General features: G+C 64.5%; 23 protein-coding genes. 11 read left to right on the forward strand and 12 right to left on the reverse strand.

All coding sequences use genetic code 11. The annotated features are described in order from the left end of the window. Positions 1–4,734, forward strand: coding sequence for an NsdA family TPR-like regulatory protein (locus IG04_RS0133540; RefSeq protein WP_030480762.1), 4,734 nt, complete (start codon positions 1–3; stop codon positions 4,732–4,734). On the opposite strand, the gene IG04_RS45765 is transcribed toward IG04_RS0133540, so the two are convergent. After that, positions 4,658–5,323, reverse strand: coding sequence for a hypothetical protein (locus IG04_RS45765; RefSeq protein WP_211257858.1), 666 nt, complete (start codon positions 5,321–5,323; stop codon positions 4,658–4,660). The two genes, IG04_RS0133540 and IG04_RS45765, sit on opposite strands and share 77 nt — an antisense overlap. A 583-nt stretch (positions 5,324–5,906) precedes the next feature. Between IG04_RS45765 and IG04_RS45770 the strand changes: the two genes are divergently transcribed. Both IG04_RS45770 and ribA read left to right on the forward strand, forming a co-directional pair. Continuing rightward, positions 5,907–7,316, forward strand: a complete 1,410-nt coding sequence (locus IG04_RS45770) for a nucleoside-triphosphatase (protein ID WP_084402213.1) — start codon at positions 5,907–5,909, stop codon at positions 7,314–7,316. After that, positions 7,313–7,924 (forward strand): GTP cyclohydrolase II RibA, encoded by a 612-nt coding sequence (gene ribA / locus IG04_RS45775; RefSeq protein WP_084402214.1) that lies wholly within the window; start codon positions 7,313–7,315, stop codon positions 7,922–7,924. Before IG04_RS45770 ends, ribA begins: the two co-directional genes overlap by 4 nt. Positions 7,925–8,570: 646 nt before the next feature. On the opposite strand, the gene IG04_RS0133545 is transcribed toward ribA, so the two are convergent. Then, entirely contained in the window at positions 8,571–10,211 is a 1,641-nt protein-coding gene (locus IG04_RS0133545) for a hypothetical protein (RefSeq protein ID WP_144065744.1), read from the reverse strand. Continuing rightward, positions 10,201–10,380: an RNaseH domain-containing protein gene (locus IG04_RS49025; protein ID WP_211257859.1), complete on the reverse strand. Its 180-nt coding sequence runs from the start codon at positions 10,378–10,380 to the stop codon at positions 10,201–10,203. The genes IG04_RS0133545 and IG04_RS49025 overlap by 11 nt, the downstream gene beginning before the upstream one ends. A 175-nt stretch (positions 10,381–10,555) precedes the next feature. On the opposite strand from IG04_RS49025, the gene IG04_RS0133555 reads away from it, so the two are divergent. Together IG04_RS0133555 and IG04_RS44450 are read left to right on the forward strand one after the other, a co-directional pair. After that, a complete protein-coding gene (locus IG04_RS0133555) occupies positions 10,556–10,990 on the forward strand; it encodes a hypothetical protein (protein WP_144065745.1) in 435 nt (144 codons plus the stop codon). Positions 10,991–11,034: 44 nt separating this feature from the next. Then, entirely contained in the window at positions 11,035–12,462 is a 1,428-nt protein-coding gene (locus IG04_RS44450) for an alpha/beta fold hydrolase (protein ID WP_338043629.1), read from the forward strand. An 84-nt stretch (positions 12,463–12,546) separates the two neighbouring features. On the opposite strand, the gene IG04_RS0133565 is transcribed toward IG04_RS44450, so the two are convergent. From IG04_RS0133565 to IG04_RS0133585, 5 genes are read right to left on the reverse strand one after another with little or no spacing between them, the layout of a single operon-like run. Beyond that, entirely contained in the window at positions 12,547–12,870 is a 324-nt protein-coding gene (locus IG04_RS0133565; RefSeq protein ID WP_084402216.1) for an ImmA/IrrE family metallo-endopeptidase, read from the reverse strand. Next, positions 12,833–14,218 (reverse strand): thiamine biosynthesis protein ThiF, encoded by a 1,386-nt coding sequence (locus IG04_RS0133570; RefSeq protein ID WP_144065747.1) that lies wholly within the window; start codon positions 14,216–14,218, stop codon positions 12,833–12,835. Before IG04_RS0133570 ends, IG04_RS0133565 begins: the two co-directional genes overlap by 38 nt. Beyond that, positions 14,215–14,718 carry a hypothetical protein gene (locus IG04_RS44455; protein WP_144065748.1) on the reverse strand — a complete coding sequence of 168 codons (504 nt, stop codon included), beginning with the start codon at positions 14,716–14,718 and terminating at the stop codon, positions 14,215–14,217. The genes IG04_RS0133570 and IG04_RS44455 overlap by 4 nt, the downstream gene beginning before the upstream one ends. Further along, positions 14,715–15,179 carry a DUF7665 family protein gene (locus IG04_RS0133580; RefSeq protein ID WP_030480770.1) on the reverse strand — a complete coding sequence of 155 codons (465 nt, stop codon included), beginning with the start codon at positions 15,177–15,179 and terminating at the stop codon, positions 14,715–14,717. The genes IG04_RS44455 and IG04_RS0133580 overlap by 4 nt, the downstream gene beginning before the upstream one ends. After that, a complete protein-coding gene (locus tag IG04_RS0133585) occupies positions 15,176–15,655 on the reverse strand; it encodes a hypothetical protein (RefSeq protein WP_030480771.1) in 480 nt (159 codons plus the stop codon). Before IG04_RS0133585 ends, IG04_RS0133580 begins: the two co-directional genes overlap by 4 nt. A gap of 272 nt (positions 15,656–15,927) precedes the next feature. On the opposite strand from IG04_RS0133585, the gene IG04_RS46805 reads away from it, so the two are divergent. Both IG04_RS46805 and IG04_RS0133595 read left to right on the forward strand, forming a co-directional pair. Further along, a complete protein-coding gene (locus IG04_RS46805; protein ID WP_157513045.1) occupies positions 15,928–16,080 on the forward strand; it encodes a hypothetical protein in 153 nt (50 codons plus the stop codon). After that, on the forward strand, positions 16,077–17,156 hold the full coding sequence (locus IG04_RS0133595; protein ID WP_036016480.1) for an ImmA/IrrE family metallo-endopeptidase: 1,080 nt from the start codon (positions 16,077–16,079) through the stop codon (positions 17,154–17,156). The genes IG04_RS46805 and IG04_RS0133595 overlap by 4 nt, the downstream gene beginning before the upstream one ends. 471 nt (positions 17,157–17,627) lie before the next feature. Here IG04_RS0133595 and IG04_RS45785 read toward each other — a convergent pair whose 3' ends face one another. After that, positions 17,628–18,224 carry a tyrosine-type recombinase/integrase gene (locus tag IG04_RS45785; RefSeq protein ID WP_084402217.1) on the reverse strand — a complete coding sequence of 199 codons (597 nt, stop codon included), beginning with the start codon at positions 18,222–18,224 and terminating at the stop codon, positions 17,628–17,630. Between the two features lie 534 nt (positions 18,225–18,758). Here IG04_RS45785 and IG04_RS48370 point away from each other — a divergent pair. Together IG04_RS48370 and IG04_RS48375 are read left to right on the forward strand one after the other, a co-directional pair. After that, entirely contained in the window at positions 18,759–18,929 is a 171-nt protein-coding gene (locus tag IG04_RS48370; RefSeq protein ID WP_245816739.1) for an NUDIX domain-containing protein, read from the forward strand. After that, on the forward strand, positions 18,886–19,137 hold the full coding sequence (locus tag IG04_RS48375; protein ID WP_245816742.1) for an NUDIX hydrolase: 252 nt from the start codon (positions 18,886–18,888) through the stop codon (positions 19,135–19,137). The genes IG04_RS48370 and IG04_RS48375 overlap by 44 nt, the downstream gene beginning before the upstream one ends. A 29-nt stretch (positions 19,138–19,166) precedes the next feature. On the opposite strand, the gene IG04_RS0133610 is transcribed toward IG04_RS48375, so the two are convergent. Both IG04_RS0133610 and IG04_RS0133615 read right to left on the reverse strand, forming a co-directional pair. Then, positions 19,167–19,658, reverse strand: coding sequence for an NUDIX hydrolase (locus tag IG04_RS0133610; protein ID WP_030480775.1), 492 nt, complete (start codon positions 19,656–19,658; stop codon positions 19,167–19,169). A 60-nt stretch (positions 19,659–19,718) separates the two neighbouring features. Continuing rightward, the gene (locus IG04_RS0133615; RefSeq protein WP_245816733.1) at positions 19,719–20,351 is read right to left on the reverse strand and encodes an exonuclease/endonuclease/phosphatase family protein; all 633 of its coding nucleotides are present in this window, start codon (positions 20,349–20,351) and stop codon (positions 19,719–19,721) included. Positions 20,352–20,368: 17 nt separating this feature from the next. Here IG04_RS0133615 and IG04_RS49030 point away from each other — a divergent pair, with 17 nt between their 5' ends. Beyond that, a complete protein-coding gene (locus IG04_RS49030; RefSeq protein WP_144065749.1) occupies positions 20,369–20,587 on the forward strand; it encodes a TatD family hydrolase in 219 nt (72 codons plus the stop codon). Between the two features lie 282 nt (positions 20,588–20,869). Beyond that, positions 20,870–21,199 (forward strand): DUF8129 domain-containing protein, encoded by a 330-nt coding sequence (locus IG04_RS0133625; protein WP_030480777.1) that lies wholly within the window; start codon positions 20,870–20,872, stop codon positions 21,197–21,199. Here the strand turns inward: IG04_RS0133625 and IG04_RS48730 are convergent. After that, positions 21,196–21,321: a hypothetical protein gene (locus tag IG04_RS48730; protein WP_276326725.1), complete on the reverse strand. Its 126-nt coding sequence runs from the start codon at positions 21,319–21,321 to the stop codon at positions 21,196–21,198. The two genes, IG04_RS0133625 and IG04_RS48730, sit on opposite strands and share 4 nt — an antisense overlap. Positions 21,322–21,425 lie beyond the last annotated feature (104 nt).

Genomic DNA, 21,425 nt, shown 5'->3' on the forward strand with positions numbered 1-21,425 from the left:
ATGCCCGGCCGGGTCGTGTACATCGTCTGCGCGGAGGGCGAGGAACAGCTCGCCGAGCAGCTGGCCGAGCCGCTTCGCCTGGCCGGGTACGAGGTGGCGCACGACGGGACCGTCTCCGTCGGAGAGTCGTTGATCGGCACGGCTGCGGCGGCCGTGGCGTCAGGCGCGCCCATCGTGCTGTGCGCGACAAGGAAGTCGGCCGGCAGCACGTGGTCGCACCAGATCGTCAACGCCGGCCGTTCCAACGGCACAAGCCGCGTGTTCGTGGCGCTGATGGAGCAACAGGCCTATGTAGACCATCTCGCGCTCGACGCAAAGGCTGCCCGCTTCTACGACGACCCTCTGCGGGGGATGAACGACCTAGTCGCCGCACTGACCAAAAACTTCCCCGCAGAAATCGCCCTGCCCGCGGCCGATCCCTCACCCGCCCCAAAGGAGCGGCAGTACCTCGATCACTACACCGAGGCGCAGGTCGACCACGCGACACTGCAGAGGTTCCGAGCCACGATGCGCGAGGAGGTCGTACAACGTCACCCTCCCGCGCTCACCCCGCGCGAGTTCCTCGAACGCGGGGAGCTCTTACTCGAGGGCAAACTCACCCGCACCGGCGCCCTGCTCTTCGGCGAGCGTCCAGCGTCTGCCTGCTCCACCGCAATGGTCAAATGCGTCCGCTACTACGGCTCAACCCGTGCCGAGCAACGGGAAAGCGAGACGTTCGACGGCCCCGTCCCGGACCAGATCGTCGCCGCGCGCGATTTTGTGGCACGCCGCGTGCGACGCGGCGAGAGACCATCCACTGAGGGAGCCCAGGCCGTACCGGTATACGACTACCCGATGATCGCCGTTCGCGAGATCATCGCGAACGCGTTGGTGCATAGGGACTACTCAGTCGGCCACTCGTGTGTTCACGTGCGGCTGTTCAGCGACAGGCTGGAGATCAGCAGCCCCGGCTCGTGGCTGGACAGGGAGATGCCCGCCGGTGTCCCCCTCGACCTGGCCGCTCTTACCGGGCACTCGATCAAGCGCAACTACCGGCTCGCGCACGTCTTGTCGTGGGTCCGGCTGGTAGAAGGCGAAGGCAGTGGTATTCCGACGGTGCTGCGCGAGTGCGAAGGCACCAGCGCACCCATGCCGACCGTGATGCAAGACCAGGGTTTCATCACCGTCACACTGCAGCCGCTGCCACCCGACCAGCTCGAGATCGGCGCCGTGATCGGCTGGAACAACCTCCCGGCCCCTAAGCAGCTCCCGATGACCGCACGGCATTTCGTCGGACGCCAACGCGAACTCGACGAGCTCCGGGCAGGCTTCACAGCGCATCCGAGGGCCGAGGCTCCTGCGGTGGTGGTGATCACCGGTATGCCAGGCGTGGGCAAGACCGCGCTGGCAATGCGGTTCGCGCACGAGATCGCCGACAAGTTCCCGGACGGCCAGCTGTACGCGTCGCTCCACAGCGACATCGGGCCAACCGAAGTACTGGCTGGGTTCCTCACGTCATTGGGGATCTCCGCCGACCGCATCCCTGCAGGCCTGACAGCCCGAGCGGCTCTGTACCGAAGCATGCTGGCGGGTCGCAGATTCCTCGTCGTCATCGATGACGTTAGGCATGCGTCGCAGCTCGATCCGCTGCTGCCCGGCACCTCGGACTGTGCTGCCGTGATCACCAGCCGCTCTCATCTGGGCGAGGCGGTCGCACGATGGGGTGCTTCAAGTCTCACGCTCGGCGAGCTATCGATCACCGAAGCCATTGCGCTGTTCGCTGAATCCGCGGGAGGCGACCGTGCGGAGCGCGAGCCGGAAGCCGCCCATCGCGTAGCCGAGACGTGTGGACGCCTACCATTGGCGCTGACCATGGCAGGCTCGTCTGCTCGCAGGCGCCCTGCACTGTCACTTGCCGCGATCGCCGAGATGCTGGACAAAAGCCTGTCAGAACCGCCCATGGTCAAGGTGCGCGAAACCTTCGAGTGGTCCTACGCGGCACTCACCGAACAAACGCAACTGGTGTTCCGCGCACTCGGTGTTCATCCGGGCCCGGATGTCGGTATCACCGCACTCGCCGCTATTGCCCAGGTGCGGGTGCGAGCGGCGCGTGCGGCCGTGGAAGAACTCTGCGAGATGAGTCTCCTGAGCGAACACCAGCCGGGTCGATTCCGCGTTCACGATCTAGTACGCCAGTATGCGCGAGACCTGACGTCCGACGACGAGGACGACGAACAGGTTCGGACGCTCACACTCCGCATGATCGGCTACTACCTCGACGCCTGTTCCTCTGCGAGCGCCGAATGGTATGCCGAGGAAGATGCCGTGCTGCTCGCGGTGATCCGCGAAGCCGCGCAGGCGGAGGCCGATGAGCAACTGGGTCGTCTGGTCACCGCTGTTACGCCCTTCTACATCGCGCAACAGCGGTGGGACGACATGCTGAGCATCCACGCCGAAGCTGGCAACGCTGCGGCGAGACTCAGTGACCACCCGGACCTCGCGCGGAGCCTTCTTTTTCTGAGCGTGGCCCACTGCCGACGCTTCGAACACTCGGCAATGCTGCAAGATCTCACCTCGGCGCGTCGGTTCGCACAGCGCGCCTACACCCTGTACGGCCACGCCGCAGATCCCCATGGCCAATGCAACGCGCTCGAGTTGTCCGCTGTGGCGATGCTCGGGCTCGCGCGGTACGAGGACGCTTTGACCTGCTATCGCCAAGGTCTGGAAATCGCCGAGAGAATCGGCGACCGCGTGGCGGAAGCCACGATGCTGACCGGCCACGGTGATGCCTTGGCCGCGGCAGAGGATCCACATTTGGGTTCAGCCGCCTGGGATGGTGCGCTGAAACGGGTCATTGGGCATCTGTGTTCTGCCGACGCAGACCATCAGCGGGGATCAGGCGAAAACAGCCGTCGTGCGGCAGAGCCAGTGCCCGGGCCCGGGCCCGGGCCCGACACAACCTTCATCCACGCAACGGAGGGCAGCCGGACCTCCGACGAGGCCCCGAATTCTCTGGACCAGGTCGCCGACAGCACCTTGGGTGCGACTGCAGCCCAGGCCGCGCGTCGCAATGCGTCGCCCGACCTGATCTCATCGATCTGGCAGCACCCACGCAACCTGCAATCGGGTACATGGTCATCCGGTGCGGGAGCAGCCGATGCCAGCAACAAGATCGATGATCGTGACGATCCTCGCTTGATCACCGACTCTTTTCAGAATGCGGAGGTTGCGGCCGCAGCCTCCGCAACCACACGTGAGAACGACGTGATCAGTGCGCTCGCCACCGCTGCTGGGGGCGAGGCACACCGTGACGCCCAGCAAGCAGAGCAGGAGGCGGCTGCGGTCCGTGAACGCGCGCGACAGATACGTGCGCAGTCAGAGCGTGACGCCGCAGTCTTGCGCGACCTAGCACGGGAAAAAGCCGGTGCCCACGCAAACCCAGCCACCCGCGATCTTGGACGGGCCGGAGAGCAAGCCCGAACTGATGGCTTGTCGCCCACGTTCGCTCAGGAAGTCCGCCGCCTGCGCACGGAGCGCGGGCTCTCGCTCACGAGATTGGCTGAGCAGGTCCGTTACAGCAAGGGTTACCTCAGCAAGATCGAGAACGGTCAAGTCCGCCCGACCGCCGAGATGGCCAAGGTGTTCGAGAACGCCTTCAGGACGCAGGGCCGCCTGATGGCGCTGGCCGACACCTCGGCGCGTCCAATACCGAGCGACGACACGGCTCTGCTCACCTACGACGCGATGCTCGACCACCACCGGACGCTCGGGCGCCGGTCCAGCCCGGAGACGGTGCTGACCGGGCTGCGGTCCCAGGTGGAGATCCTGAGCACCATGGCCCGTTCCTCCGACAATCCCGGCCTCAGCCGGGGCCTGTGGATGCTCGCCGCCCGGTACGCCGAATACGCAGGCTGGATGGAGCAGGAACGCGGCGACGACGCGGCCGCTGCCGAGCTCACCACGCGTGCCGTCCTGTACGCGGCCATGGGCGGTGACCACGAACTGGAGGCCTACGCGCTGGTGCGCGCCGCAGAGCTCGCCCTATATCGGGGAGACGCCCGCGCAACCGTCGCATTCGCCCGCCGGGCGAGCAAGGCCCGCTCCACCGTCGTGCAAGCCGTCGCCGCCCAACGCGAAGCGCAGGGCTACGCCCTCGCCGGCGCCGCAGCCGCCTGCGAGACTGCCCTGGACCGGGCCGCAGAACTGCAGCAAACCGTCGCCAAATCCCTTTATGGCACAACGAGCCTAGTCGACCAGGTGGCCATCACCCGCGCGTGGTCGTTCCACGACCTAGGCCGTCATGCCGAAGCCGCCACCATCCTGGACACCCAGGTCCCGCTGATCGCCCGCACCGACCTGCGCGCCCGCACCCGCTTCGGCCTGCGCCGCGCCCTGGCCCACGCCGCAGCAGGCGACGTCGATCACGCCTGTGAGCTGGTGATCGACCTGCTGGACGACATCCGCCAGGTGCAGTCCGCGACCATACACATCGACCTGACCGCCTTCAGCCGCCTGCTGTCTCGCCTGCAACCCGCCGCGGGCCGCGAGATCGCACACGAGATCAACGAGATCCTCTTCGGCACAACGCCGGAGCCAAGCAGCGCTGAGGTGAGAGGACCGGCGGTCCCGAGTCCGATCGACCCGATGATCGCCGTTCCGTCCGACCTTCCAGCGAACCTCACCGGATGGAGCATCGATTTCGAAACGACGGGAAATGCGTGGGTTCGCCAAATCCCGCTGCTCTCAATTGGCTAACTCGCCTGCACGATGGGGAATCTATGGCGTTCCGGTGTAGTTCATCGGAACCCCTGGGTGCCAAAACGCGGACCGACGGTTTGACCTTGTGCGTACCGAAAATTACGTCCACACAGGCCAAGCGGCATGCTGATACTCGTGGAGGACTCACCGAGGCGATCCCGTCGGAGTACCGCGAGGCGTTCGATCCGGTCAGGTCCGAGGGGTTGGAGTCGGGCTCGCAAGGGTGCTGCGGCGGCGAGGGATCGGTGGGTGCGGTGCCGGTTGTAGTGCTGCTCGTACGCTTGCAGCGCGTGCCGGAGGCCTCGTTCCAGATCAGCGTGCGGTCCAAGAGCTCGCCGCGCAACGTCTTGACCCAGCGTTCCATGATCGCGTTCATGCGCGGCACCCGGATGCCGGTCAAGATCGCCGCGATCCCGGCGCCGCCGAGCATCCCGTCGATCAATGCGGGGTACTTGCCGTCACGATCACGGATGAGAAACCTCACTCGTGCGAGGCTGCCGGCGTCCTCGAGGCCCACCAGGAAATTTCGGAGGGCCTGCGTCACCCAAGCATGTGTCGGGTGCGCGGTTGCGCCGAGAATGCGCACGCGTGCGGCCCAAACAGGCTGCTCGGTCGCGCTGAGCCTATCCCGTCCGACAGAGGCTTAACGGCCCGTCTCTGTATCGCTCGGGCAAACGGGTACGGCAGGGCCTTCGGTCACCCACCGCGCCCGGCGATGAGAGGTAGGGCCGGGGTAGCGACCGAGCAGCCCCGAAGGCCCTGCAATATGAAAAGGAAGACCACTCGGAGACGAGTTTGGGTAGTCCCTCGCGCCCATGGCTCCGTCATCGTTTGACGCCAGAGTGTCCGCCTCAAGAGCATTGCGCGTCGCTATGAGGGCCTACGCCCTCTTGACGCCGGCACTCTGGCACCAACCGCGTCAGGGGCGACGGGACGGGGAGAGTGCGCTTGTAGTGCAGGCTGAAGAAGCAGTTAGGGCGACGAGAGCGTCGTTCCGCCAAGGTGAGGTCCATTGCACCTACGATGCAGCCATGCTCAGGCATCTCTTCGGAAGCTCGTCAGGACGTTGACCCACACCGCACGTGCAGTCGGACAAGCCATGATGCAGGGCCTGGCAACCCCGTAAGACTTCAAAGGTTCCGTCGGTTGAGGCAACCCGCAAATCGATCATGACCGTAACGCTGGTCCCACCACCGACTACATACGACGAGGAACGAGACATCGAATTCCGCAAGAAGGGCGCCCGATCTATGCACCTCAGACAGATTTTCGGCTGGATTCGTACACATCTAGACAGTGTGATCGCGCTGACGCTGGCGGTGGTAGTAAGCATCGGCGGATTGGCCGATAAAGTCGGCTCTAGCGTGGTTACCAACGCCACACTCGCAACGCTTGCCATACTTGCAGTATCGGTCATACGTACGCGTGCCACGCTCATCGACATGACGGGAAGATTGGGCGAAGTTCAAACCTCCCTAAGGGATTCCACCCAGAGCCCCTCCGCCGATCTCTTGTTCTCCACACAGTCCACAGAGTTTCCGATAATTCGAAACGCCAAATCTGATGCATCATTCGTTCAAGAGACAGGATCGCTTGTCAGCGAAACTGTAAAATCCGAGATCGCGTCGCTATTGCGCCGCGGTGGTCGTGTTCAAATTGTCGCTTCCGCACCTGACCGTCCGACTGCCACATTGCTGGCACTTCGTAACGCAAACATCGGAGCAGAAGACATACTTCGACGCCGCGACTCATTTAGGGCGCACCTGAGAGACTTGGCACAGCAGGTCGGCAGAAATGCAGAGCGACTGGAAGTTCGCTGGCTACCATACCCGGTCGATAGCACTTACGTGATTGTGGATCAAGAATCTACAAGCCTTGCTGAGCGCAGGGCACTCGTGCGACTCGCCGGTTACAGAATCCCATTCTCAGAAAAGCTCGACTTCGAGTTCGATGCACTTTCCTCTCCTCATGTATTCTCCCATTACAAAGACGAGTTCGAACACCTGTTCGCGAGCGCGCACAAGGTTGTCCTCGTGGAAGGGCCACCAAGGATTGGCAAGACCTCTGCCTTTATGAAACTGGTGGAAGAAGTCGATCTCATGGATAGCGCCTACTATGCGATATCGCCCGCCTTGTATACGTCAGAACCAGCGCAGGAGCGACGAGGGTTCGCACTCAAGACTAGCGACCGAGCAGGCCAGGAAGAGTTCGCCAGACGTCTTGGCGACCGAAACTACGAGCTGGTCTCCAACGCGTGGCCAGACGTGGTTCCACGACTGCACGCTGCACTCAGTGACCGAAGGTTGATCATACTTGATGAGATCGGTGATTTGCAGATCAAAGATCCATCATTCGTTAGGCTGATTCAGTCCGTTCTGGAAGATCCTTCCGCAACTATGATCGCCTCGATCAGCGAGAGCTGGGCGGACCCGTTCGCGCGTATCAAAACCCATCCACGGGTTTCGCTTTATCGAATGGACAATGAATCCCGATCAAGCGTCGAGGCTGCTATCAAGAAGGAGCTGCAGACAGCGCTTCGAACTATTTCCATCATGAATGACCACCGGGGGGCCGAATGAAAGACTACCTCAGTCGATTCGTTGGGGCGTCAGCTACTGTGCCGACCCGGAATTGGGGACCGCTCAGATTTACGGTAGCTTCTTTTAGCGGTGCAATAGATGGCGACCTTGTTGTAACCCTCAACGAGAAGTCGGACCGGCGCGAGCCTTTGGTTCGGATACACTCGGAATGCGTCTTTGCTGAAGTTTTCTCCAGTAAATTGTGCGACTGTTCGGACCAGCTAGATCTGGCCATGACAAGGCTGTCGCAATCTGACAGTTTCGGAATCTTGTTCTACTTGCGAATTGACGGTCGCGGCGCTGGGCTCGCAGCCAAAGTAGCGGCCACGAATCTTGAAATCAACGGCGCGGACACATGGGAATCTCGGGTTCATTTGGGGGTCGAGCCGGACAGCCGGGAGTATCGATCCATCGCGAATTATCTTGAATCCCTCGGAATTCAGAGCATCCGCCTCCTCACAAATAATCCCAATAAGGTCGGCGATCTTGCAGATTCCGGAATCGAAGTTCGCCGACTGCCACTGGTCGTCCCGAAGCCGAACGGTGATGTCCGTCGCCTTTATGAAACGAAGAGGGATAAGTTCGGACACCTTCTTGGTGACCTTTGATTGTACGTGGGTAGTGAGGCCTGTGAGGCACGGCCGAGGAAGCCACCGGAGTGGACGAACCTGCAGCTCACACGCGGGCCTAGCGCGGGGAGGCGTTGCGCTATTACCACCGTCAACCCACCAGCTACCGCCATCATGCAGCTGGCCGAGTCTCTTGACCCCAGATATGCGTGAGTTCACGGTGCTGAAGAGAGTGTGCTGATCGCCCATAGTGCGTCCGCGAAACGGTCGGTTGAACCTCAGCCGCAGGTCACGGCCGTGATGAGCTCATTTCGAAGTTCCGCACGATGGAACTTCCCGCTGGACCCCGCGCAGGAGCAGTACAGCAGCGAAGTACAGCTACCACCCTGCTGGCCGATGCCCGACAAGGAAGGCTATAAGCCTTCTGACCTCGACAAAGACTGCGGGTGACCTGCCTGCCGAGAGTTCACACCTAAGCGCTCACCACGCGAATCACCGATTGGGTCGAACTGTCACCCGCCAACGTGCCCGTGACCTTCTGCTCACGGCCGCTGGCGACTTCCTGAGCGGACGGTCAGCCCGTGCCCGTACACGGCCAAGCTCAGCGATCACCGGCTCCGCGCTCTCACCGAGACCGTCGACTGCTGATGCCGAGCCCGTTCGGCAGCAATCGCAAACGCGCTAGTCACCCCTGCTCGTCGCGAACCCGGACTCGGAGGTCGAGGACGCGCATCGGCCGGATTCGGTCGTTCGCACCGGACGCGACGCCGAGAGTCGGTTCCCCGCAGCTGCCCACCCACAAGCCCACGACCAGATCCCGCAGGTACTGACCGAGTCCGATCGCCGCGTGCCGGACCTCGCTGTACCGGACCGTGAGCGACGACGAACCGGGCTTGTCCCTGCCTTCGACGATGGCGTGCAACAGCTTGGCGGGCACACACAGGACGTCGCCCGTCTGCTGGATCAGCCAGTACACCGCCGTCGGGCTATGGTCCAGCAGGGCGCTCAGCTGCCTGGTCTCGATGCGCCACGAGTCGGTCGTGCCAGCGACGCCGTGCAGCCGGGTCGACTTCTTCACCTGGACCAGCTCACCGAGACGCACCCTCATCCGGCTCGGGAGGTCGACGTCGACGACCAGACCCACGTCGGCACCGATCGTCCGCTCATCGGCTTTGCGCACAGGACGTTGTGCTAGCGAGATCTCAGGTCCGCCTGCAGCTTGAGGTGCCACGAGCACCAGCTCGGTGTCGATCTTGGAGAACTCGCGCTCCAGCCTCTCGAGTAGCCGCGCGGTGAGCGCGTCCTCCTCCGTCGCGCCCTGGTCGCGAACGATCTCGCGGAAACCGGCCAGTGCGAGGGCCGCGCCATCGTGCATCAGCTCTTCGAGGCTCCGGTCCGACAGCCAGGTGTGCGCCGGTACCGACAACGGTCGTGGGAACGCATCGACGCGGCCGCGGTTCCGGTCGAGGACCGCTGCGGCGGCTTCGATCAGGGACCGTTCCGGATCAGACTCATCCGCACCGCCCGCGCGGACGAGCACGCCTTCCGCGGCCGTCCTGACAGCTCGGTGGGGATGCTCCGTTGCCAACTCCACGGCCTCGCGAAAAGTCCGATCGCCGAGCGCCACCTTCAGCACGAGCAAGGAGTCGAGCACGCCGCTGAAGTCCTGGCACGCCACCAGCAACCACGGCATGGATTCCGCCCACACCTCGGGATGTTCGTCGGCGAAGGTCTCCAGCCGCCGACGAGCAGCGGTCTCGTGCAGACCCCGCCCGCGCCCCGGCGACATCCAGGCCACCAAAGCCGCCACCGTCAGGCGCGTCCAGAGCTCACGGAGGAGTTCTCCCTCCGTCGCGGCGAGAACCGGTCGCGCGGACTCGTCGTCCGCCTCGTGCCCGGCACGCCACCGCCCCGGCCAGCCCTCGCCGAACATCTCCCGAACCTCCTGCCGGCCAGCGACCACTCCGGCCGCCACGCAAGCCGGAACGCGCAGCCGCCGCCACACGTAAACGTCGAAGTACGAGTCGCTTTCCGCGAGCCAGCGCACCACCTCCGGTTGGTCGCGGTCCGCGAGCAGCCGTCTAACGCTGGCCCCCAGCAGGTAGTGCTCCACCGCCTCGGCGTCGTGCGCTACCACTAGGGCGAGAACATGTTCGTTGTCAAGGCCGAACCGCCCGTAATATCCAGGCGAGCCGGCTCGAAAACTGGATGCGATTCCCGGCAACTCGCGCAGAATCTTCTGCGCCTCAGACGACTGGCGTGCCCAGGCGCGGAACTCGGCCAGCGGGGATTTCGGCTCGTTCGGCAGCTGCTCGTCATCCGACATGATCGTCCTCGCGTTCCGCGACGGTGGACAGGACGTACTCCTGCGCCAGTTTGGCCAGGTGCAAGGGCAGCCGCAGCGCGTCGCTATAGTCGGGCGCCTGCCGTTGCTGGTGCACGACGAGCGCGAGCGCCTCAGGGTCGTCGCCCTTATCAGGATGGCACCCCCGCACGACGATCTCGACCAGGGTGGGGTGTTTCAGGCGGGAACCCCTTCTTTAAGTATCGCGTGACATTCCACCCGGCGCGGCAAGAGGTGTCCGGAATGGCTTCACCCGTTCGTTGCAGTACCTATGCGATAACGGACCAGGCTTTGTCGGCGACAAGCCGAGCATGTCACTCAGGTGGTTGATCGCCGCAGGCGCCGTGATTGTCGTCGTGGGGCTCGCCATCGTGCTGTTGTTCCCACGCCTGGGAACGCTGAACCAGGAGAACCAAGCGAGCTCCGCTCCGCAATCGTCGCCAGCCAGCTCCACACCCACGATCGCCCCACTCGCCGAGGAGCAGGCAAAAGCGCTCGCCGCTGATCTCACGAGCGGCGACGAGCCGAGGGTGCGACGCGCGCTCGCCATCTCCGACGCGCAACCGCTCGACCTGGGCGCGGTGGCACAGCTCGCTTCCATCGCTCCGCTCACGATCGACACCGCCTCCTTCCAGGACGCGAATGACGGGACAGCGTCAACCAGCGCACAGACCGGGGGCGCCTCTGGTGCGGCGTGGACGTTGCATCTCGTGGTCCACGACGGCAACTGGAAGATCAGCAGCACAGAGGCGACGCAGTGACGAAGCTCCGGAGGTTGTTGGCCCCCTTGGCAGTGCTGATTCTGATGGTATCCACTCCAGCCCTGGCGTCGGCGGCTGTTGAGGAGTGCGGGGCCGACGGCTGGCGAGCGGCAGACGAGCAAGTCGCGAGCCGCCGGCCTGTGGTCCTGGTGCACGGCTGGACCGGTGGTCCCATGACCGACACCGCGAAGGCGCTTTCCACGCGGCTCGGAGACCGCGTCAGCACCTTCACATTCGACTACGGCAGGCGATCTCTCTACTGGGCCTCGGATGCGCAGATCGCCGGGTGTCTCAGCAAGTTCCTCGACGCGGTGTCGCAGGCGCATCGCAAGGTCGGCGGAGACGGCAAGGTCGTGGCAGTAGCGCACTCGATGGGCGGACTCGCTCTGCGGTATGCGTTGCAGGGCAAGGGAGACATCGTCCCGAACATCATCACGATCGGCACACCGAGCCTCGGCTCACCGTGGGGTGCGACGTGGGTCGCCGACGCGGTGCACGCGATGAGTATCCCCGACAAGGATCTACCCCCGCGCGAGGCAACAGCAGCGTTGTGCCTTGGCCCGCACAACAAGGGAACCGCTCTACCCAAGGGCTGCAACAGCGATCTTCCCTCGTGGATACCCCCGCGCACCCAACTCACCCAGATCGCGGGCGACGTCACCGTCGATCGCACGCTCTTCGGGATACACCTGTATTCGCTGCCACTTTTCAGCGACGGGATCGTGCCCGTACCGTCCGCCCACGGCTATTGGTCGTCGGGACCCGGCGGTGAAAGCCCCGCCGAAGGGGCAAGGCTGGCCAACGTCACGGAAGCGTGCCGTGTCGATCACGGCCTCATGTCCGGCCTGCGCAAGGAACAAGCCCTCGCGGTACCGGCCTGGCTGGCTCTGGACTACGTCGTGCTCCAAGACCTGCAGTCGGAAACGCTCAGCCCGGCGACGGGGTGGTACCTGATCCTCGCAGCGTTCGCCGCGAGCTGCTCGCACATGAAGCAAGCTAGCGACGCGCGAACGCTCGACCGAGTCGAAGCCGCGCTGTCCGAGGCGACTGATGTCCTCGCTGCTTCAATCCCCGTGAACCCAGCCGACTACCGGCTCCCTGAGAGTCCACACGAGCTCTACTACTTCAGGTCGCCCTCGAAGAACTTCTCGTGCGGCATCATCACCCTCGAACTATCAGCTGGTTGCCACGGCAAGACCTCACCGGTGCCACCACGCCCCGAGCACTGCAGCACCCACATCAGCTGGGGGTCCGGCATGTTCGTCAACGCGACCGGCAAGACGGACTTCATCTGCACCGGCGGCGTGATCTACTCCAACGGGTTCGGCCGAGAAGATCCGGTGCTGCCGTACGGGCGATCCTTGACCGTACTGGGATTCACTTGCGTCTCCCGGCAGTCCGGTGTCACGTGCACGCACCAGTCAACCGCTCACGGCTTCCGGATCGCGGCGGAGTCGAACGAGCAGTTCTGAGCCCGCCTGCCGAGCGTGACGTTCGGACTGCGCTCGCCGTGGCCCCGCCAGGTGGTCAGTGGAGCGATGTCGGGAGCACTTCCTCTACCTCGGGTCCTTCTTGGCCCGAATGTTGCGCCCCACCCCACGAGTTCCCGACATCTGCATCTGCGCTACCTGCGCGTTCGTCATGTCGTCAAGGGCTGCTTGCACAGCAGCCTTCTTCGGCACGAGCAACTCGCCAGACACGAACTTCGCCTGCTTTTCCTTCTCGCGATCAAACCGTCGGCACCCTTCGGCAGTCAGCAAGACCTCGTCGAAGACGTGCTCAAGCAGGAAGTGGCCGAGCTCGTGGGCGATGCTCAACTGGCGCCTGAGCGGCCGACCAGGTTCAGTCGGATGGCTTGAGGTTGTTCGTGAAGCCTGGATTCACCACTACGGCTCGTGCGTTCGCAACACGCTCCGTGAACTCGGGCGCGCGAAGGTTGAAGCTGGTCACCTCATCGCAGGCGGTACCGGTGTTCAACTCGCGGAGAACCTGAGCAAGTACGAGGGCTGCGGTGGCGGTGCCGACGAACGAGGCGCCGACTGCCCGGCCCGCGATCGCGACGACACCGCACCTCGCTTCAGCTTCAGTCTGGCCGGCGCGGACACCGTGGGCCACCAGGTCGTCGTACGCGGGGGCCACCACGGTTCGGGGAGCCACAGGAGGAAACGCCTGGTCGACTGTCTGTCCTGACGGGAAGGACTGGACGAGCACGTCGTAGTAGGTGTCGGAGGTGTCGCCGATACCTGCGTCGACGTAACGGCTGAACCCCGCAGACGCGGCCCACTTGCGCGCCGCGCGGTTGTCGAGCCCGCCGAGGGCCCAACTGGGGTCGGCATCGCGGGGATGTGTGTCCTCGTCGAAGGCGCGCTCAATCAGCCGGGTGGTGAACCCCGCGGCCTCCAGTCGTCGTCCGACGACCCGCGTCTTCAGGGTGCCGATGTCGCCGGGTTCGCTGAGCAGGCCGGTGCTGACGTTCGCTTCGACCACCGAGTCGGTGTCCTGCAGGGTCAGTACGACCTCCGCCGGGTTCGCGTACGGGAGCATTCCCAGGCCCCACCCGTACGCCTGGCCGAGGTGGCCGAGGCCGATCAGCCACAGCTTGGTCGGTAGGAGCTCGCACGCCTCGCCGGCGGCGGTCGGGTGCTGCCAAGGAACGTCCGGTTCCCACAACGAGATTCCCAGTGCGCGACGCCCTGCCCTGCTGTCACCTCTGGTGTGCTGGAAGAGTTCGGACACCGCCAAGGAGGCGGCGGCCACGCCCGACTGCGGGAACTCCAGCGCCTCGGTCAGCCGCGGTTCCCCGGTAGGCACCAATCCTGCCGCCCACCCCTCCCAGGTGAGGGTCAGGTCGATCTCGTAACGCGGAGCAGCGTCCAGTGGCGTGCCGATGCGCAGCACCGGAGCCGACGCGTCGAGAGCGGTCACCACCCGTCCTCCGAAGCGGAGTACCGCGTCAGTCAGACCGAGCCCATTGGCCCAGCCCACCGACAGCGCTGGATCTTTCTCGGCAACGACGAGAACTCCGCCCGGAAACGCTCTGACGCCAGCCGCAACGGCGGTGAGCAGGGCTGCTTGGAGCGTCCGGGAGTCGGCGATCGCCGGACCGGCGACGATCTGGAGGCGATACCGCTCCACAAGTCGCCGAGCCTCGTCAACGCTCCGGGCGCGCCCCTCATCCAGTTCGAGCTTCAGCGTCCGGTGCAAGCTGTCCGGGGTTGGGACCGTCATGCCCACCATCCGATGTAGAGAGCCGCGCGGGCGTCCTTGCCCATGCTGCTCGACCAGCCCTCGTCACCGAGGTACCGGTGCACGCCAACCTCCTTCGTGCGGAGAGAGCGGGCGGCAAGGTCCGGAACGATCAGCGCCACATGCCCCTTCCTGGCGATCATCGGATTGGTGGCGTCGGTGTGGCTCTGTGCGACGTGGCCGTTGAAGTGGGTGTGCACGTCACCGATTACGCGCATCTGCTCCCGATCGCAGAGCTCCCAGAGTCGCGGGAATCCCTCGAACCCGAAGCTGATGCCGCCGGTCAAGGACTTCGGGTCCAGGTCGTCGTAGAACACGACGCGTCGAACCCTCCTCGGCGACGACTCGCGGTCGCCGAGGAGGAACGCGCCGGCCTCACGACGGCCGCCCGCGCGTTCTCCCAGCCCCTGAACTAGCCGCCGCCACGTGCGGCGGCTGATCCGCAGACTTGCGTTCCTCCCGAAGAGGCGCTCGCGGATCACGCCGCACCCAGGTAGTCGTCGTCGTTGAGCATCGTGTGGACCTTTCCGAGGAAGAACGTGAGATCCCGGTCCGGCGTCCACGTGTCGCCGGGGTACTGCCTCGGCCAGTCGGGGTGACCTGTGAGCGCGACCCTGTCGAAGGGTGCGTACAGCGCCCGACCGTGCTCCCAGTTCGTCCGGAACACGACCTCGACGCCCTCACCCCTGGGCCGTCGCCTCTCCGCAAGCCGGGCTCCCGCCTCCAGGTCCCACGGTTCTGCTGTCGGCGCCTGCTGGGGGTAGCCGGTCAAGTCCATGCGCAGGGCGATCTCTTCTGGCCCACCGGGCCGAGGCGCCGCCGCGACCGCCACGACGAGGGCGGGCCAGTCGGAGTCGACGACCCGCCATCGCCCCGCCGCGACCGCCGCCTGAAACCTGGCGGAGTCGAGGTGGGCCTGCACGGCCCGGTGGTCCGGGGTCATCCCTGGTACCGGGCCTTCGGCGCGAGGTCGAAGCACACCCGGCCGCCAGATGCCAGCGAGCCGACGTGGGCGTACCGGTCCGCCTCAGTCTCCGCACCGCACACAGCCAACGTGTGCTTGGCGCGCTCGGTGGCCGGCAGGTCGAATCCGGACTCGCCGACTGCCCACTTGAACACCCGCTGGACGTGGACGTTTGGCCGGAAGTCCCTGGTCTTCGTCTCGCCTGCGTAACGCACGCTGACCTCGATCTTCTTGCGCCTGGCCACGTGCAAGCGGGCACCGTCGACCAGGCCGGCCTCGTCCAGCGTGGCGCCGCGGTCGAGCGGCTCGTCTGCGTCCTCCAGCCAGGCGGTGACGTCCGCGTCGCCGCCGTTCTGCAGGCCCGCTCGTCCGATGAGGTCTCCGACGGTGGACGACCCGTCCGCCTCGATCGCCTCGGGGTTGGCGTGTTCCTCGCGGTGCACGAAGAGCCGCATGCTTGACTCCCTTCACCAGGCAGCCGAGTTCACTCGACTGCCGGTATCCTTGACCTAGCAGGTCAAGGAGAATTTCTTTACCTGAGAGGTTAGCCGATCTCGTGGAGCTGCGCATCCCCGATTCGGACTTGGCACGTTTGTGCTGCTCAAGGGCAGTCATGGAGGCCAGGTGGGGCCAGAGGTGGACTGCGATCGCGCGCCGCTTGTGCGAGGTTCGGGCCAGCGCCGACGTCGCGGCGTTGGCACATCTACCGGGAGCCAAGATCCAGGCTATGACCGAGAGCGACTATGAGGTCACTTTCAGCGAGGGCGTTATCGTTCACCTACGTGTCGATCTCGACTTGGACACCGTTCCCGCGCACCGAGCAATGGTCGCCGAGTTGACCGCCGTGACCGCGCACGTGACGGAGGACGTACAGCAATGACCGACCGTCCGGTGACATTCGCACCTGACTACGCGTTCCCTCCCGGCGACACGCTCAGGAACAAGCTGTCCGAGCTGGGCATGACGCAGACCGACCTGGCGGACCGGCTGGGCATGTCGGAGAAGCACGTCTCGCACATGATGAAGGGGACCGCACCGCTCACCTACGAGACCGCAGTGGCGCTTGAGCGCATCACCGGCGTGCCGGCGAGCACCTGGAACGGGCTCGAGTCGCACTATCGCGACCACCTTCTCCGCGAGCGGTTGAGCATGGTCGGGCCACCGGAGGCGGAATGGCTCTCCCTGTTGCCCTTGACCACTCTGCGGGAACGCGGCTACATCAGCGATGCGACTTCGAACGGGCGCACGCTCGGCGAAGCCTTGCGCTTCTTCGCGGTCGCCGACGTCAAGGCCTGGACAAAGGTGTGGAGCCAGCCAATCGTTTCCTTCCGCCGGTCCGCGGCACACCCAGTAAACGCGGAAGCAACCGCCACATGGCTGCGCATCGGCGAAATCAAGGCACAGGAACTCGACTGTCAGCCTTTCGACGCCTCCGCAGTACGCAAGTTGCTACCTGTGCTCCGCGAGCTGACTCGATCAAATGAGTTTATCCACGAACTGGTACAGCTGTGCGCCGCCGCCGGGATCGCGATCGTACTCGAACCCGAAGTCTCCGGATGCCGCATCAACGGCGCATCACGATGGCTCAACCCCAGAAAAGCACTGATCCAACTTAGCGATCGCCAGAAGAAGGAGGACGTCTTCTGGTTCTCCCTCTTCCACGAGATCGGCCATCTCCTCCTGCACTCAAAGAAGGCCAGCTACATCCACGACGGCAGCGAGGACAGCTTTATCGAGGATGAAGCGAACGACTTCGCCCGCGATCTGCTCATTCCACCCAAATGGCTGGACCGTCTCACGGAAACGCAGACCCACGTCGACATCCAGCTGTTGGCCGACGAGATCGGCGTCTCGGCAGGCATCGTCGCCGGAAGGCTGGCACGCGACGAAATCGGCGGATGGAACTGGGCGAAGGTGAGCAAGCTCAGGACTCCTATGCGCATCAACGAAATCTGACGACGAAAGTCTGTCAATTACTACTGCCTGCAGGCTCCTCGGCTACAGCACGCGCTGAAGACGGTCCAAGATCAGGATGCGCTCGCGCGATCCAGGCTTAGCGCTGCACTCAGCCTGGATCGCGCATTGAACCAATCGACCCGCTGGCCGGGCACTCCGTTGAATCTAGGCTGGTAGTAAATCCGGTAGCTGAGACGCGCGATCCCTACCGAGACGCCACGAAATCAGCGAGACTCGATACGGTTGTTCATACAGCTCAAGACCGTCGTGCTGAGACCAGTGCAACTGCTTGATACTCGACAGGATCCGTTCACACCGAAGAGGTCACTGGTTCGATCCCAGTATCGCCCATACAACCCGAAAGCCTCTGACCTGCACAGGTTGGGGGCTTTCGGGTTTCTCGGGCACGTACTGACCCCTCGTTTCGGGGCTTCGGTGCAAAAAGTGGTGCTAAACCGGCGTTGTTCCACGTCAGACCAGCCCCTTCTGCGAGGGTGGCAGGAACAGACCAATCACTGCCTCTGCGGCGTCACGATCAAGGTCCTCGATGTCGGCGGAGTACGTGTCGAGCATGAACGCCACCGTCGCGTGTCCCAGGCGAGAGCTGACAATCTTCGGGTGCACACCGGCACGCAGCGAGATCGTCGCGTAGGTGTGCCGGATGTCGTGAAACCGAATCTTCGGCAACTCCAGTAGATCGACCAACTTGTTGAACTCCTCCGTGATGGTGTCCGGGTAGATCGGCCGTCCGTCGTCCCAGCAGAACGCCAAGCCGTGGTCGCGATAAGCGTCACCCCAGTCCTGCTTCTCCTTCTCCAATTGCTGGAAGTGCGAGGCGAGGACAGCCACGGTGAAACTATCGAGCGCGAGCAGCCGACAGCTCTTCTGACTCTTGCCGACCCTTTCACCGCCTTTCCGCGGGCGATGACTCGCGTGGTGGTGGCCATGCGGACGACCTTCTTCGTCCTCGCTTGCGCTCGAGCAACCGCCCGACAGCCGGCACCAGGTCTTGGTAGTGACCGCCGACAAGGCGTGCGAGCACAGCCACCAGACGCGCGTCCGTTCCAACGAAGATCCGCGCGCGACGCCGTTTCGCTCCTCTTAGGACGATCGCCGCCGCCTCGCCGGGGTCGGTACGGGCAACGCGCTTCTCAAAGCCACGGATCACGGCGTCGCGGTTCTCCCCCGCCGCGAAGAGGCCGTTGCGGACGATCGAGGTTCGAATTCCTCCAGGGACACGCAGGTCACCGAGACCCCACTGCCGACAGCCACGAGCTCCTGGCGCAGCGACTCGCTGAAGCCGCGGACAGCGAACTTCTGCAAGGTGACGGCCTCGCTCAGCTCGACCCGTGTCCTTGATCAACTGAACGACCTGGGGCGTACCTTGGCGTCGGCGCACAGCGTTCCCGAGGTGGCGCATTTCCTGGCCACACTGGGCGCGCTGAGCCACGTATCCGACGCCCGGGAAGGTCAAACTGCGACGTGGCCGGTCTGACAGACGACGCCCGGTTCGCCTATCTCGCCGAGGGCAACGCGAAACAAGCCCGCAAGCGCGTCGCCGCACACGTACTCATCCGGGACCAGCGTGGGCACATCGTGCTGGTGAACCCGACCTACAAAGAGCACTGGGACCTGCCTGGCGGCATGGCTGAGAACAACGAGCCTCCACGCGCTGCAGCTGTTCGTGAAGTCGGCGAAGAGCTAGGCCTTTCCATCGGCCCCAGGCCGCGTGCTCGTGCTCGACTGGATCGGCCCGCATGGTCCATGGGATGACCAGCTGCTTTTCATCTTCGACGGCGGCGTCCTGTCGGAGGAAGACGTTCAGCAGCTCGCTCCGCGCGACCCGGAGATCAGCGAAGTCGCTGCGGTATCACCTCAGCAGGCACGTCAGCTGCTGAGCGCCGACATGGCGAAGCGACTGGAACGTGCACTTCAGGCGCTCGAAGACAACTCCACCGACTATGCGGAAAGTCCTCAGTGAGTGACAGCCCGACAGTCGCCGGTAGGCGGTCAGTCGACCAGGCTCAGCGGCGTGGTGCCTAGGTTTCCCGCAAGGAGTTCGTCGAGCAGACCGGGAAGCTGAGCGGGGAGGAGTTTGTCGGTGCACTGACGTAGTTCCGCTGCTGACCACCAGCGTCGTTCGATCAGTCCGGCCTTCTCGTTCTCGGTGGGCTTGAGGGCCACCTTCGGTGCGGTGTCGGTGATGCGGCCGAGGAAGACGTGGTCCTCGCGGTGGTGGTCGCGTCCCTTGTAGTGGAAGCGGGATTCGCGGATCCACAGTTTGTGGCCCAGCGAGGGAATGATGAGTCCGGTTTCCTCCGCGACCTCGCGCAGGGCGGCATCTTCCGGCTTCTCGCCCTGGTCGAGGCCGCCACCGGGTAGCTCCCACCAGTGATGGCCGCGGTCGTGCGGGTCGCAGGCGTGGATGAGCAGCACGCGGTCGTGGGCGTCGAGCAGGAGCACTCGAGCGCCGATGCGTAGGGTGGTGGCGGTGGCGGACATCCGGCGGGCGTTCCTCGCGGTCGGCTGACTGGTGGCAGCCTGCGCGGGTGGTGCCGGAGTTCAGAACAGTGTTGGCTCCGGCTCGTTGAGCGCGTCGACCGCCGTGGCGGGGTCAGACGTTAGCAGCGTCCGCTTTGCGCAAAGCGACAACCGGACGGCGAGTCCTGAATGATCGGTAAGGCGGGAGCCGTCCTGCATCTTTTCCCTGGTCTGGTGAACGTATTCGCATGCCATGAGCCGCTGCGCGAGCGCTTGCGAGCCGTGGGCGTGGTCATAGCGGTAACCGAGTTCCGGCCGGCGTGCCCAGCTGTGTTCGACCTGGTCGGGGTGCAGGTGCCGGAACAGATCGGTCAGGCCGTGTCGCTCGGTCAGGCCGGTGTAGAAGTCGTACTCGAACTGTGCGAACTGGCCGCGATGGGCAGGCTGGTGGCCGGGTTCGAGCACGTTGAGGTCGCCGAGCAGTAGGAGCGGCGCGTCGGATGCCGTCCTGTCCAGTGCTGCGTGAAACCGGTCGATCCACGACTTCTTTCGTTCGGTCTTCTCCAGAGTGGCGTCACGGGACGGTACATAGGCGCCGACGATGCGCAGCGGCCCATCGTCGGTGTCGACGACAACCCCGGTGGCCCGTGCGGGTAGATAGTCCAGGGCAGCGCCGAGCGGGTCGAGCGTGGTGGCGAGCTTGCTGATGATCATCGCACCGAGTTCGCCGCGTGCCGCTGCTCCAACGGCTTCCGCCGGAACGCGTCCTGCTGGAAACCGACGGCCCCTTCGCCCGCTCCGGGAGCCGTCCAGCCGTTCCTGCCGATCTGCTCAGAACGCTCGATCACCTGGCACGGCTCTGGGCCATGACGACCGATGAGGCGCGGAGGGCGGTCGTGGACAACGAACAACGACTTCGCTGTACCGCAGGTGAGTCGCCGCCAGCCTGACTGACGTCTGCTCGGCGTACCCGCGAAAACGCACACCAAACGGGCGTCACTCGGTGATGAGCCGCAGAAAGTGCGATTACTCGCATGATCACCACAGTGCCGGCGCTCGTGTGGGTCGTGGTCGGCGTGGTGGCAGGTTTCTCTGAGACCGGCTCGAAGAACAGACCGGCCAGCGGCTTGCCAGGCAGGACCAGTCTTGAGTCTTGTATGCGTGACCTTGGCGCTGGGACAACGCGGCTACGGGCATCGTTTGCGACGAATGAGGCCGGGTAACCGGGCAACGTGACTGATGAACTTCCTTTGACCGACTACGACCAGCTCTCTCTAGGCGATCTGAAGCACCGCATCCGGTCGTTGAGCGAGGACGAACTCCGGCGCGTGCGCGACCACGAACGCGACCACGGTGATCGCACCGCAGTTCTGCAGATCATCGAGACCCGGCTGGACGAGCTCGGCCGTGGCGCCGAACCGGCACCTGGCGACCAGCGCAACGCTCCCCAAGTCAGCGGCGCGACAGGCGAGTCGTCCGTCTCACCTGAGCATTCCCCCGACGGCAACACGCCACTGCGACACGGCGTCTACCAACAGACGCCGGCACGCGGGCGAGATTAGATCAGCCTCGACCTAGGACGCCACCGTCCGCCCATGGTGTCCACAGCGGACGCGAACGTCGCCGCCAGCTGGTCGAGCCTCGTGGCCATGATCGGCTCGTCCCCTATCTGCATCGCAGTCATTCGTCGCCACGAGGCGCGGTTCTCCTCACGGTCACGAATACGGCGGACCGCGTCGTTTCGCGCAGACACTGGACACGCCCGCCGGCCGCGCTGTTCTAGATGCA

Origin of the sequence: Lentzea albidocapillata (assembly GCF_000719115.1) — a bacterium.
In the GTDB taxonomy this organism is placed as follows: domain Bacteria; phylum Actinomycetota; class Actinomycetes; order Mycobacteriales; family Pseudonocardiaceae; genus Lentzea; species Lentzea albidocapillata.

Bases quoted from the DNA above. Each gene is read 5' to 3' on its own strand.
- IG04_RS44450 (WP_338043629.1), top strand. From the start codon at position 11,035: ATGGTATCCACTCCAGCCCTGGCGTCGGCGGCTGTTGAGGAGTGCGGG.
- IG04_RS45770 (WP_084402213.1), top strand. From the start codon at position 5,907: ATGACCGTAACGCTGGTCCCACCACCGACTACATACGACGAGGAACGA.
- IG04_RS0133615 (WP_245816733.1), bottom strand. From the start codon at position 20,351: ATGATCATCAGCAAGCTCGCCACCACGCTCGACCCGCTCGGCGCTGCC.
- IG04_RS0133570 (WP_144065747.1), bottom strand. From the start codon at position 14,218: ATGACGGTCCCAACCCCGGACAGCTTGCACCGGACGCTGAAGCTCGAA.
- IG04_RS0133580 (WP_030480770.1), bottom strand. From the start codon at position 15,179: ATGACCCCGGACCACCGGGCCGTGCAGGCCCACCTCGACTCCGCCAGG.
- IG04_RS0133540 (WP_030480762.1), top strand. From the start codon at position 1: ATGCCCGGCCGGGTCGTGTACATCGTCTGCGCGGAGGGCGAGGAACAG.
- ribA (WP_084402214.1), top strand. From the start codon at position 7,313: ATGAAAGACTACCTCAGTCGATTCGTTGGGGCGTCAGCTACTGTGCCG.
- IG04_RS0133585 (WP_030480771.1), bottom strand. From the start codon at position 15,655: ATGCGGCTCTTCGTGCACCGCGAGGAACACGCCAACCCCGAGGCGATC.
- IG04_RS0133610 (WP_030480775.1), bottom strand. From the start codon at position 19,658: ATGTCCGCCACCGCCACCACCCTACGCATCGGCGCTCGAGTGCTCCTG.
- IG04_RS0133595 (WP_036016480.1), top strand. From the start codon at position 16,077: ATGACCGACCGTCCGGTGACATTCGCACCTGACTACGCGTTCCCTCCC.
- IG04_RS48730 (WP_276326725.1), bottom strand. From the start codon at position 21,321: ATGACTGCGATGCAGATAGGGGACGAGCCGATCATGGCCACGAGGCTC.
- IG04_RS0133545 (WP_144065744.1), bottom strand. From the start codon at position 10,211: ATGTCGGATGACGAGCAGCTGCCGAACGAGCCGAAATCCCCGCTGGCC.
- IG04_RS46805 (WP_157513045.1), top strand. From the start codon at position 15,928: ATGACCGAGAGCGACTATGAGGTCACTTTCAGCGAGGGCGTTATCGTT.